General features: G+C 68.3%; 8 protein-coding genes and 1 pseudogene. 6 read left to right on the top strand and 3 right to left on the bottom strand.

The window, feature by feature from the left end; translation table 11 throughout:
• Window positions 1-345: 345 nt before the first annotated feature.
• Both ADBZ5N_RS06010 and ADBZ5N_RS06005 read right to left on the bottom strand, forming a co-directional pair.
• Window positions 346-483, bottom strand: a complete 138-nt coding sequence (locus ADBZ5N_RS06010; protein ID WP_526256571.1) for a CstA-like transporter-associated (seleno)protein — start codon at window positions 481-483, stop codon at window positions 346-348.
• Window positions 483-2,786, bottom strand: coding sequence for a carbon starvation CstA family protein (locus tag ADBZ5N_RS06005; protein WP_526256570.1), 2,304 nt, complete (start codon window positions 2,784-2,786; stop codon window positions 483-485). Before ADBZ5N_RS06005 ends, ADBZ5N_RS06010 begins: the two co-directional genes overlap by 1 nt.
• A gap of 139 nt (window positions 2,787-2,925) precedes the next feature.
• Here ADBZ5N_RS06005 and ADBZ5N_RS06000 point away from each other — a divergent pair.
• The 6 genes and pseudogenes from ADBZ5N_RS06000 to ADBZ5N_RS05975 all read left to right on the top strand — a co-directional run.
• Window positions 2,926-4,242 (top strand): annotated as a pseudogene (locus tag ADBZ5N_RS06000) (ATP-binding protein); the annotation flags it as partial.
• A 46-nt stretch (window positions 4,243-4,288) separates the two neighbouring features.
• Window positions 4,289-4,576 carry a helix-turn-helix transcriptional regulator gene (locus tag ADBZ5N_RS05995; RefSeq protein ID WP_526256569.1) on the top strand — a complete coding sequence of 96 codons (288 nt, stop codon included), beginning with the start codon at window positions 4,289-4,291 and terminating at the stop codon, window positions 4,574-4,576.
• Between the two features lie 79 nt (window positions 4,577-4,655).
• Window positions 4,656-6,812: an acyl-CoA dehydrogenase family protein gene (locus ADBZ5N_RS05990; RefSeq protein WP_526256568.1), complete on the top strand. Its 2,157-nt coding sequence runs from the start codon at window positions 4,656-4,658 to the stop codon at window positions 6,810-6,812.
• Between the two features lie 8 nt (window positions 6,813-6,820).
• On the top strand, window positions 6,821-7,471 hold the full coding sequence (locus ADBZ5N_RS05985; RefSeq protein WP_526256567.1) for an SIMPL domain-containing protein: 651 nt from the start codon (window positions 6,821-6,823) through the stop codon (window positions 7,469-7,471).
• 47 nt (window positions 7,472-7,518) lie between these two features.
• Complete coding sequence (locus ADBZ5N_RS05980; RefSeq protein WP_526256566.1) at window positions 7,519-9,180, top strand: PP2C family protein-serine/threonine phosphatase; 1,662 nt, start codon at window positions 7,519-7,521, stop codon at window positions 9,178-9,180.
• A 140-nt stretch (window positions 9,181-9,320) separates the two neighbouring features.
• Window positions 9,321-11,411: a PP2C family protein-serine/threonine phosphatase gene (locus tag ADBZ5N_RS05975; RefSeq protein WP_526256565.1), complete on the top strand. Its 2,091-nt coding sequence runs from the start codon at window positions 9,321-9,323 to the stop codon at window positions 11,409-11,411.
• 56 nt (window positions 11,412-11,467) lie between these two features.
• Here ADBZ5N_RS05975 and ADBZ5N_RS05970 read toward each other — a convergent pair whose 3' ends face one another.
• Entirely contained in the window at window positions 11,468-12,103 is a 636-nt protein-coding gene (locus ADBZ5N_RS05970) for a TetR/AcrR family transcriptional regulator (RefSeq protein WP_526256564.1), read from the bottom strand.
• Between the last annotated feature and the right edge of the window lie 89 nt (window positions 12,104-12,192).

The following is a 12,192-nucleotide window of genomic DNA, read 5'->3' as shown; positions in this document are numbered from 1 at the left end:
GGTCCGGTGGGGACGGTGGGGAAGCGGTCGCGCTGGGCCCCTCGGCGGTTCAGGTCAACGGCACCCCCGGCACCCCCGGCACCCCGTAGCCGCTGGCGTAGAACACCCCGGGCACAGCCTCGGGGTCCCCGGACCGGCCCTGCCCCCCACCCCGGGGGGCGGGGCCGTCAGGTCTGAATTGGCGCGCTCATCTTGTTGGGTTTAATCGCGCGCGGCACTGGGAACAGGAGTCCTCGGGCGCCCCAGAGCGCCCCGACAGACCTGACCCGGAGAGGCCCGGTCCCTGGAATGGGGCCGGGTCTTTCGAATCGCTGTGGTCGCACGACCTTGCGGTGCAGAACCGTCTCAGCAGCAGCGCGCCCCGGGGTTGGCCTCAGCCTGACGGTGCCGCATCCGCCAGTACTCCGACTCGCAGAGCACCGCCTCACCCGGATGTACCCGACGGCGGTGGGCGACGTAGCGGTGGTAGTGACTGTCGCCCATCAATGCGCCGACATACCAGCGGATCTGGCGGCCGACGTCGACCCAGAATCCCCCAATGCGTCCCATTGCCTCTGCACCTCCTTCTCCAGCGGTGTGGCGAACAGTCGGGAGGGCCCGAAAATCCGGGACGGGACGGGATCTTCCACCGCCAACGGGCGGCCGCCGCCGCGCATGGACCGCACCGCCATCACCACCGCAGCAGCCACCACGATGATCACCACCACCGCGAAGATGATCGACAGGGTGCCCTGAATGAACGTATTGCGAATCACGTCGGATAACTGGTCGGGGTTCTTGGCCGCACCGAAGGACGTCTTACCGGCCTCCTCGGCGGCGCGGAACTGGAAATGCTGGGTCCAGTAGCCGAGTTTGGGGTCACCGGAGAAGATCTTCTGCCAGGACGCCGTCAGCGTCACGATCAGATCCCACAACAGCGGAATGCCCGGAATCCAGGCCCATTTCAGCAATCCCATCTTGATCACGACCACGGTGACCACCGTCAGCGCGATCGCCGCCAGCAACTGGTTGGCGATACCGAACAGCGGGAAGAGCGTATTGATGCCACCCAAGGGGTCGGTGACACCCATCAGCAGGATCGAACCCCAGGCGGCGACGACGATCACGCTGCACACCCACGCACCGACCTTCCAACTCGGGTCGTGCAGCCGGCGAAACGGGCCGCCGAGGTTGCTCAGCCCGTCGGACAGCATGAACCGGGCCACCCGCGTGCCGGCATCCAGCGTGGTCAGAATGAACAGCGCCTCGAACATGATCGCGAAGTGGTACCAGAACGCCTTGAGGCCGCTACCGCCGAACACCGTCAGCACCTCGGCCATGCCGAACGCCAGGGTGGGGGCGCCGCCGGTCCGGGACACGATGGACTGCTCACCGACACTGGCGGCGGCGGCGTCGATCTCCGCCGGGGTGATCGGCGGCCCGGACAGCCCCAGTTTGTTGACGTAGGCGGCCGCGGTCTCGGCGGTCCCGCCGGTGGCCGCGGCCGGGGCGTTCATGGTGAAGTACAGGTGCTGGTTGAGGATGGAGGCGGTGATCAGCGCCATGACCGCCACGAACGACTCGGTCATCATGCCGCCGTAACCGATCAGCCGCATCTGGCTTTCCTTCTCCAGCAACTTCGGCGTGGTGCCCGAGGCGATCAGCGAGTGGAAGCCCGACAGCGCCCCGCAGGCGATGGTGATGAACAGGAACGGGAACAGCGACCCGGCAAACACCGGGCCCGCGCCGGAGGAGGCGAACTGGGAGATGGCCGGTGCCTGCATGACCGGCCGGGCCAGCAGGATGCCGACGGCCAGCAGGGCGATGGTGCCGACCTTCATGAACGTCGACAGGTAGTCGCGCGGTGCCAGCAGCAGCCACACCGGCAGCACCGAGGCGGCTAGGCCGTAGAGGATCAGACACCACGACAGGGTGACCTTGGACAGGGTGAACCACTGTTGGCCCCAGTCGCTGTGGCCGACCCAGCCGCCGGCCACCACCGCCAGCAGCAGCAACCCCACCCCGATCAGCGACACCTCCGAGACCCGGCCGGGCCGCAGGTAACGCAGATACAGGCCCATGAAAATGGCGATCGGGATGGTCATCGCGATCGAGAAGACCCCCCACGGGCTTTCGGCCAGCGCGTTGACCACCACCAGGCCCAGCACCGCCAGCAGGATCACCATGATCACCAGCACCCCGATGATCGCCGCCGCGCCGCCCACCACGCCGAGTTCGTCGCGGGCCATCTGGCCCAGCGAGCGGCCGCGGCGTCGGGTGGAGATCGCCAGCACCAGGTAGTCCTGCACGCACCCGGCCAGCACCGCGCCGATGATGATCCAGATGGCCCCCGGCAGGTAGCCCATCTGAATGGCCAGCACCGGGCCGATCAGCGGACCGGCCCCGGCGATCGCCGCGAAGTGATGCCCGAACAGCACCCGCCGGTCGGTGGGCATGTAGTCGGTGCCGTTCTCGTAGATCTCCGCCGGGGTGGCGTGGTCATCGCGCGGGCGGACGATCTTCATCTCAATCAGCCGGGCGTAGAACCGGAACCCGACGACGTAGGTGCAGATCGCCGCGATGACGAACCACACCGCGTTGACGGTCTCACCGCGCAGGAACGCGATCACCGCCCACGCGATCGCACCGAGCACGGCGATGGCGCCGAACACCAGCTTGTGTCGGGTGGTGATCGGCGAGCGGTCGATGATCGCCACCGGCGGCAGACCGGGCTCGGTGCGGACGAAGGTGACGTCGCCGCGGACCTCCTCGATGCGGTCCGGCGGCGCGGCGGGCGGTGATGTCACGGTTCTCTCCTCGATGATGTGCTGAGGTGATCCTCGCACCCCGTGCGGTCCCGACGTGGACGTGTTTGTGTGGGAATCGGAGCCTCCCTGTCGATATCCACCGGATGGGGGATGCTTACAGCGCAGATCCCGGCAGGCTCGACCTAGTGCAGAGGAGGTGAGCGCGATGCCGGTATGGCGGCTGCGTGACTACCACGACGAAGATCTCGATCAGGCCATCGCCGTGTGGGACCAGAGTCGTGGCCCGGGCGCGGCCGAACCGGTGTTCAGCGTCGCCGAGGTGATGGCCGCAGCGCGCGCCCGTGAACCGGCGGTGGTCGCCGAGGTCGGCGACGAGGTGATCGGCATGGCGGTGGCCCAGACCCAGGGCGAACGGGCCTGGATCCTGCTACTGGCCATCGGCGCGCGGTGGCGGGGCCGTGGCGTCGGATCGGCGCTGCTGGCCGATCTGGAGCGGCGGCTGCGATCGGCGGGGGTGCGGCGGATCTGCGCCGCGCTGCCCGACGGGGCGACCGGGGCTGCGGCCCTGGAGAACTCCGGCTACGCCCGCCGTGACCAGCTGGTCTACTACGAACTGATCGAACACCTCGGGCCCGACCAGGCCAACCTGCTCGACGAGATCGGCGGGCAGATGCTGCCGCCCGGGCTGTGGGACGACCTGGCCGGCATGGAAACCGAGAAACAGATCATCGAACGCCGCATCGTCGATCCGCTGGCCCACCCGGAGGTGGCCGACCGGTACGGGGTCAGCCCGCCGAAGGCCGTCATTCTGTTCGGCCCGCCCGGAACCGGGAAAACCAGCTTCGCCAAAGCGATTTCGTCGCGGCTGGGTTGGCCGTTCGTCGAGTTGTTCCCATCCCGGTTGGCGGCGACCGGAACCGGCGGGCTGGCGGCGTCGCTGCGGGAGGCGTTTGCCGACCTGGCCGAACTCGACGAGTTGGTGTTGTTCATCGACGAGGTGGAGGAGATCGCCACCGCGCGGGCCGGTGCGTCGAGCACCGAACTCGGCGTCACCAATGAACTGCTGAAACTCATTCCGGCGTTCCGTCAGCACGACAGCCGACTGCTGGTGTGCGCCACCAATGCGGTGCACTCACTGGACTCGGCGTTCCTGCGGCCCGGTCGGTTCGACTACGTCATCCCGGTCGGCCCGCCCGATCAGCCGGCCCGCCGCGCGGTCTGGCAGCGCTACCTCGGTGCGGCCAACGGCGGAGCGGGGGGCGGGATCGACGTCGATCGCCTGGTCACCGCCTCGGAACTGTTCACCCCGGCCGATATCGAGTTCGCTGCCCGCAAGGGTGCCCAGGCCGCGTTCGAGCGGGAGATGCGCGACGGTCGCGGGCTGCCGGCGGTCACCGAGGACTTCCTGAGGGCCATCGGTGAGGTGCGGCCCACCCTGACCGCGGACATGCTGGAGGAGTTCGAACGCGGAAAGGCCGAATTCGCCCGCCTTTAGTTGCGAACGGTGTTACGTGAATGGATCGGGTGATACAACAATAAGCATGGCGGAGCTGACTTCGGGACGCGGCTGGACCTTCCTGACCAACCACGCCCACGTGCTGCTGTGTCTGTCCCGGGGCGAGGCGCTGACCGCCCGGGAACTCGGCCTGCGCATCGGCATCACCGAACGCGCCGTCCAGGTGATCCTGTCCGACCTGACCGAGGGCGGCTACCTGAAGAAGAAGAAGGAAGGCCGCCGCAACCTCTACACGGTCAACCCGAAGGGTCGACTTCGCCATCCGCTGGAGTCCCACCACACCGTCGGCCAGTTGATCGACGCCCTGGACTAGCCGCCGACAGGCCTGCAGTGCCCCCGGCCGCCGGTCGGCGGTAACGTCGGTTGCAGGACGTCCCGACCAGGAGGCAACGATGCCGATCGCATTGACCGACGACCACCGCGAACTCGGCGGAGTCGCCCGATCGTTCCTCACCGCCCAGAAGGCGCGGTCGGCGGCGCGCGACATGCTCGACGCCGACGAGGAGACCCGCCCGCCGTTCTGGCCGGAGTTGGCCGAATTGGGTTGGCTGGGCATGCATGTCGAGGAGTCCTACGGCGGTTCGGGTTTCGGGCTGCCGGAGTTGGTCGTGGTCATCGACGAACTCGGCCGCGCGGTGGCGCCGGGGCCGTTCGTGCCGACGGTGGTGGTCTCGGCGGTGCTGGCCGCAGTCGGCAGCGAGGAGCAGAAGGCCCGGCTGCTGCCGGGCCTGATTGACGGATCCCGCACCGGGGCAGTGGGTTTCGGCGGTGATGTGACGGCCGCCGGTGGCCGGGCCTCCGGAAATGCCGGTGTGGTTCTGGGCGCCGGGCTGGCCGATGTGCTGCTGATCGCCGCCGGTGAGGACATGCTGCTGGTGGAGCGCGGCGCCGACGGTGTGACGGTGCAGGTGCCGAAAAACCTGGACCCCACCCGCCGATCGGGAACGGTGAGCCTGGCCGACGCCGCCGTCGAGGTGCTGCCCGGTGCCCGCGGTGCCGCACTGGCCCGCGCCCGCACCCTGTTCGCCGCCGAAGCCGTCGGCGGGGCGTCGGACTGTGTGGACGCCGCTGTCGAGTACGCCAAGGTGCGGGAGCAATTCGGCCGCACCATCGCCACGTTCCAGGCCGTCAAACATCACTGCGCCAATATGCTGGTGGGCTCGGAGTCGGCGGTGGCCTGCGTGTGGGACGCGGCCCGCGCCGCCGGGGCGGACGAGCAACAGTTCGAGTTGATCGCCGCGGCGGCCGCCACGCTGGCCTACCCGGCCTACGTCCGCAACGCCGAACTGAACATCCAGGTGCACGGCGGCATCGGGTTCACCTGGGAGCACGATGCGCACCTGCATCTGCGCCGCGCGCTGACGGTGCAGGCCCTGCTCGGCGGGGACGGCCCGGCCACCGACCTGTTCAATTTGACGGCCAAGGGCCTCACCCGCGCCAATAGTCTGGATCTGCCGCCGGAGGCCGACCAGATCCGCGCCGAGATCCGGGCGGAGGCCCAGCGCATCGCCGCCCTGGACGCCAACGCTCAACTCGACGAACTGATCGCCACCGGATACGTCATGCCGCACTGGCCCAAGCCGTGGGGCCGGGCCGCCGGGGCCGTCGAGCAACTGCTGGTGGAAGAGGAGTTCGCCGCCGCCGGGGTGACCCGCCCCGACTACGGCATCACCGGCTGGGTGATCCTGACGCTCATCCAGCACGGCACACCCTCCCAGATCGAACGTTTCGTGGAGAAGGCGCTGCGCAAGGACGAGATCTGGTGCCAGCTGTTCTCCGAGCCGTCGGCCGGTTCTGATGCCGCCGCGGTGAAAACGAAGGCCACCCGCGTCGACGGCGGCTGGATCATCAACGGCCAGAAGGTGTGGACGTCGGGCGCGCACTACTGCCAGCGCGGATTAGCCACCGTCCGAACCGATTTCGACGCACCCAAGCATGCCGGCATCACCATGGTGATCCTGGACATGAAGGCCCCCGGCGTGGAGGTCCGGCCGCTGCGGCAGATCACCGGCGGTTCGGAGTTCAACGAGGTGTTCCTCAACGACGTGTTCGTCCCCGACGAGGACATCGTCGGAGAACCCAACGCCGGCTGGACGGTGGCCCGGGCGACGTTGGGCAATGAACGGGTCAGCATCGGTGGGGGAGCAGGAGGCATCGCGGCGGCAACGGCGTGGCTGGTACACCTGGCCCAGACCCACGGCGACCGGATGGCCGGCGCCGCCCAACGGGTCGGCCGCTTCCTGGCCGACGACCACGGTCTGCGGCTGCTCAACCTGCGTCGCGCCGCCCGCAGCATCGAAGGCGCCGGCCCCGGACCCGAGGGCAACATCACCAAACTGAAGTTGGCCGAGCATTTCGGCGAGCAGGGCGCGATCGCCGCGGCACTGATGGGCCCGGACTTGGCGCTCGACGACGGCGAAGCCGCCCTGGCTGCCCGCGCCGCGATGGGCGCCCGCGGGATGGCGATCGCCGGTGGCACCTCGGAGGTGGCGCGCAACCAGATCGCCGAACGCATCCTGGGCATGCCCCGCGATCCGCTGATCAAGTAGGCGGGCCGGTGGCCGATATCCAGATCAGCGTCCGGGGCACTCATTCGGTGACACTGCCGCCACAGCAGGCCACCGTGTACGCCTCGGTGAGCGCCGACGGGCCCGCGCCCGGACCGGTGATGCAACTCGTCGCCGCCACCCTCGCCGAGGTCAGCGCCACCTTGCAGACCCGGCACGACCCGGCCGTCGGCACGGTGATGCGTTACGCCGTCGAGCAGATCCGCACGGGGGCGCACCGCCCGTACAACCAGGACGGCCGCCAACTGCCCTTGGTGCACACCGCCTCGGCGACGGTCACCGCGACGTTCACCGACTTCGATGACCTCGCCGCCTGGATCGAGCACACCGCAGGCCTGGACGGGGTCGGCGTCAACCACATCGAGTGGGCGTTGACCGATGACCGCCGGATCGCGGTGGAACGCGAAACCCGCCGGCAGGCGGTGTGGGACGCCCGGCAACGGGCCCAGGACTTCGCTGACGCACTGGACCTGGGCCCGGTGTTGGTCCGCTCCATCAGCGACCCGGGCGTCGGCGGACCGCCACAGCCCAAGGTCATGATGGCCCGCGCCATGGCAGGAGAGCCCGAGATCGCCCTGCGTCCCGAGGATGTGGAGGTAACCGCGCAGGTGGAGGCCACATTCACCGTGCCCGGCCGGTAATCGGCACGAAACCACCGGACGGGTCCAGCGCCAGTAGAGTCGACCCCATGCCCAAAACGCGTACGCCGGTTCCGGCGTGGGCACGGGTGGTCGGGTTGTTCGCCGTGGTGTTTCTCGGCTACGTGGCCGGAGCCCAGTTGACGGTGACGGCCTTCGGTGCCTCCGAGGTGGGCCCCTCGTTCTTCCCCCCGGCAGGTGTCACCGTGGCAGCGATGCTGCTCACTCGGCGCGCGCAGTGGCCGGTGATCGTCGCGGCCATCGTTTTAGGCGAGTGCGCCGTCGACCTGCACGCCGGTTACGCACATACCGCGATCGCCGGGTACGTGCTGGCCAACTCAGTCGAGCCGCTCCTGGGGGCCTCCGCGGTGCTGGCGCTGTGCAAGGGTGTGCCGGATCTGCGCCGCCGCAAAGATCTGTTCGTCTTCGTCGTCGGAGCCTGCCTGGCGGGTCCGTTCGTCGGTGGCCTCATCGGTGGGGCGAGTGTGGCCGCGCACTTCGATGTGTGGTGGCCCGGTGCGGCGCTGCGCTGGTTCGCCAGCGACGCCATCGGCGCCCTGGTGGTGGGGGCTCCGATCCTATTGTGGCGCAAGCAGATCTACGTCCTGCGGGAGCGGCCCGTCGAGACCGTCGGCATTCTGGGCACCACCGGCGCGCTGTCCTGGCTGGCGGTCTGGACGGGACTTTCGCCGTCGTTGTTGATCCTGCCGACGCTGGCCTGGGCCGCGCTGCGACTCGATGTGCTCGGCGCAGCGCTGGCCGGGGCCGGGGCGGCGCTCGCCGCGAACCTGCGCGCCGCATCCGGGTTGACCCTTCTCGAGGGCGTGGGCCTGTCAGCGCCCGGGCGCACGGCGTTGATCCAGGCGCTCATCGCGGTGAACGTGTTATTGGCCATGCTGATCGCCCAGGAAGGTGCGGCCAGACGCACCGCCGCGCGGGAGAAGGCCGCAGAACAGCTGGAGCGACAACGCCTGCAGAATGTCGCCGCGGTGCTGCACTCGGCCGCCCATCCCGCCCCGGCCGAGGTCTCCGGTGTGGACTACAGCGCCTGCTACCAACCGGCCGAAGAAGAGTCTGGTCTCGGCGGTGACTGGTACTCGGTGCTGGCGCTGCGCAAGAACCGGGTCTACCTGTCCGTCGGCGACGTGGTGGGCCACGGGCTGACGGCCGTGGAGGACATGGCGCAGTTGCGCAGTGCCGCCAACGCCTACGCCTACCAGGGACTGGCGCCGACCCAGGTGCTCGCCGAACTGAATGATTTCGCCGGTAATGTCAGTCAGGGCGGGTTCGCCACGGCGGTGGCCGCCGTCTACGACCCGCTGACCGGCACGCTGTCCTACAGTTCGGCGGGCCATCCGCCGGCCCTGCTGCGTCGCGCGAAGACCGGCGAGGTGACCCAACTCGGCGAGGCCGGCGGTCCGGTGCTCGGGCCCATCGACGACGTCACCTATCCGGAGGCCGCGGTGTCCGTCGACCCCGGAGACGTCATCGTCATGTACACCGACGGACTGGTCGAGCACCCCGGCGATGTCGTCCAGACCGGGATCAGCCATCTGGAACGAGTGGTCGCGAACTGGCCCCCGGATGCGCTGTTGGATTCCGAAGCGCTGGTCGCCGAGGTCGCCCCGAGGCCGCATCCCGACGATGTCTGCGTACTGGTCGTGCGCATCAAGACTGCCGAACAGCAGCAGGCCGGGGCGGCGAGTCGGTGACCCTCCATAAGGGAGCCGCCGCTGACGCAATCACGCCGGTGGTGTCAGGGGCCGTGACAGGGGCCGTGCCAGGGGCCGTGTCAGGGGCCGTGTCAGGGGCCGGCGAGCCCAGGCCGCAGTGGCGCGCCGATGCGGTCGGTGTGGTGGCTGTCTTCCTGGCGTTCACCGTCGGCGCGGTGCTGTCGTGGGAGTCGTTCGGTTCCACGCAGGGTCCGTCGTTCTTCTATCCCTCGGCGGGAGTCACCGCCGCCGCCTTGATGCTCAGCCGGCGCGCCCTCTGGCCGGCGATCGCGGCCGCCGTCGTTGCCGCCGAAGTTCTGGTCGACTCCCTCTACGGAAACCCGTTGGTGTTGTCGGTCACCTTCGCCGTGTCCAATGTGATCGAGCCTGTGGTCGGCGCGCTGCTGGTGCTGAAGTGGTGTGGCGGTCAGCCCGACCTGCGCAAGCGCCGGGACTTCATCGCCTTCATCGTGGGGGCGTGCGTGGCCGGGCCCCTCGTCGGCGGGCTGGTCGGAGGGACCGCCAGTTCTGTCGTCAACGAGCGGCCGTGGCTCAGTACGGCGCTGACCTGGTGGTCGGGTGACGCGCTCGGCGTTCTGGTAATGGCATCGCCGATTCTGCTGTGGCGCTACCAGTCGTCCGTCCTCCGGCGGCGCCCCTGGGATGTGGCGGCCCTGCTGGTGGTCGCCGTGGTGCTTCCGGTGGCGACGTTCTGGGCCAATTTCGCGCCGTCGATCCTGATCCTGCCGGTGCTCGCCTGGGCGGCATTCCGGGTCGGCATGCTCGGGGCGTCGATCGGCGGAGCGGTGGCGGCTTTCCTGGTCAACATCATGTCGACACGCGGGGAGGGGCCGTTCAGCCACCAGGGCCTCTCGCCGGCCCAACAGGTGGTGCTCACCCAGACCTACCTGGCGGTGATCATCGTGGTCGCCATGCTGATCGCCCAGGAGGCCGCCGGACGGGTCAGTGCGGTGGCCGAACGCGAAGCCGAACGCCGCGAGCGGTTACGACTGGAGTCGCTGTCCCGGCTTGCTCAGGAACTGTCCGCTGCTCTGACAACCGAGCAAATTGGCAAGTCGTTGGTGAGACAGGTGCTCAACGAGGCCGGCGCCAGTGCGATCAGCCTGGGTTTGATCAGCGCGGACGGCCGAAAGCTCGAGTGGGTCGCCGAGTCGGGATATCCCGGCGCCTTGGTCGAGCAGGCCCGCAGAGGGGTCGACTTGGCTGAACGGACGTTGGCCACCGACGCGATCCGATCGGCTACGCCAGTCGCCTATCGCGACTCCTCGTCTTTTGCAGTCGCCTACCCGCAACGGGCGCACTGGTGGCGGGTCGGCGGCGCCGAAGCGATACTGACGTGGCCGTTGGCTGCCGGGGGCCGCCCCTTCGGCGTGCTGCAGATGGTGTGGTCCACTCCCCAACCGCTGAACAACGCTCAACTGGCGTACGTCTCGGCGGTGTCGACCATGGTGAGCCAGGCTCTGGTCCGCGCCAAGGTCTACACCGACGAGCACGCCCGCGCGGCGGTGCTGCATGCCGTTGCGCAACCAGTAGACCAAGTCGACGTCGTCGGCCTGGAGTACAGCGCGCTCTATCGGCCTGCGGACGCGGCGCACGGCCTTGGTGGGGACTGGTACAGCGTCATGGCTCTACCGGATAGTCGGACCTACCTGACCGTCGGTGACGTCATCGGTCACGGGCTGCCGTCCGTCCAGGACATGGCCCAATTGCGCAGCACCGGAGATGCCTATGCCCATCAGGGACTGCCGCCCGCGCAGATACTGAGCGAGCTGAACCGCTTTGCCGCCCGCCAGATTCGCGGCGAGTTCGCCACCAATCTGGTGGCGATCTTCGATTCCGCACACAACTCGCTGGCCTACAGTTCGGCCGGTCACCTTCCCGCTCTGCTGCGCCGTGCGCAGACCGGGGATGTCGTCCGACTCTCCGCCGCTTCGGGTCTGATGATCGGCCCGTTCGAGGACTCCGCGTACGTGCAGGAATCGGTACCGGTCCAACCCGGAGATGTGCTGATGATGTACACCGACGGTCTGGTCGAGCATCACAGCGGGGGCCTCATGGCCGGCATCGCGCACCTTGAGCAGGTCCTGGCAGCCTGGCTGCCGGAAGCCCTGCTCGACTGTGAAGCCGTCGCCGCCGAGATGGTCCACGCGCCCTACGAGGACGACATATGCCTGTTAGTCGTCAAATTCACCTCTGCCGCAGCGAATTAGCCTGCTGGTCAATGAAACCCGCGCAGTTTTATACGCTGCTTGCCTGATCACCTACCCTAGCGCCGGCCCCGCGAGGCGGGCTCAGGGGCGCCGAGGTCAGTGCATCCGGTCGCCAGCCGCGCGTAGCTCAGCATCAACTCGACGCAGCGTTCGTATGGCAGGGAAGTGTTTCCCTCGATGATGTGCATGCAGTAGGCGTCCTCGAGGCCGACGAGGTTCTGTGCGACGTCGATCGTGTCGTCGGTGATGGCGAAATGATCTTGGCTGCAACCGAGTTCGAGGATTCCGTGGTAAAGCATGACTTGCCGCTCGAAGAGGCGCGTGCCGAGTTGCGCCCGGACCGGGTCGGCGCGTTTGGCATTGTCGATGTGATAGAGCGCCACGGTGGTCGCGTCGTCGGCGGCCTGCGGCATGCCCCTGCGGATCATCTCGACCATCTTGTCGCGAGCGTCATCGTGCAGAGCGATCGCAGCCAGTCGTTCGGTGAAAAAGCGTTCGGTCGCCAAGGCGTGCACTTCGGTGAGCAATCCATCGAGGTCGTCGAAGTAGTAGTGCACGGTGGCCGTGGAGACACCGGCCACATTCGCCACGTCCCGGATGCGCAAACCGTCGAAGCCGCGTTGCTGAATGGTTTGCATGGCGGCCTGAACCAGTTGCGCCTTTCGTGCGGTGCGCTTGGAGGGGCGTGCCATGACGCTAAGTATCGTCAATGACCGCCGTTTTTCCACCGTTTGGTGGTATTCCAATTCACAGTTAGGAATATTCACAAACACACAGTTCT

Origin of the sequence: Mycobacterium sp. (assembly GCF_044370595.1) — a bacterium.
Classification (GTDB): domain Bacteria; phylum Actinomycetota; class Actinomycetes; order Mycobacteriales; family Mycobacteriaceae; genus Mycobacterium.
This window is presented reverse-complemented; position numbering and strand designations above follow the sequence as displayed.

What these genes read in the sequence shown, in the direction of transcription:
- ADBZ5N_RS06010 (WP_526256571.1), bottom strand. Translation starts at nt 483, where the DNA reads ATGGGCGACAGTCACTACCACCGCTACGTCGCCCACCGCCGTCGGGTA.
- ADBZ5N_RS05970 (WP_526256564.1), bottom strand. Translation starts at nt 12,103, where the DNA reads ATGGCACGCCCCTCCAAGCGCACCGCACGAAAGGCGCAACTGGTTCAG.
- ADBZ5N_RS05990 (WP_526256568.1), top strand. Translation starts at nt 4,656, where the DNA reads ATGCCGATCGCATTGACCGACGACCACCGCGAACTCGGCGGAGTCGCC.
- ADBZ5N_RS05980 (WP_526256566.1), top strand. Translation starts at nt 7,519, where the DNA reads ATGCCCAAAACGCGTACGCCGGTTCCGGCGTGGGCACGGGTGGTCGGG.
- ADBZ5N_RS05995 (WP_526256569.1), top strand. Translation starts at nt 4,289, where the DNA reads ATGGCGGAGCTGACTTCGGGACGCGGCTGGACCTTCCTGACCAACCAC.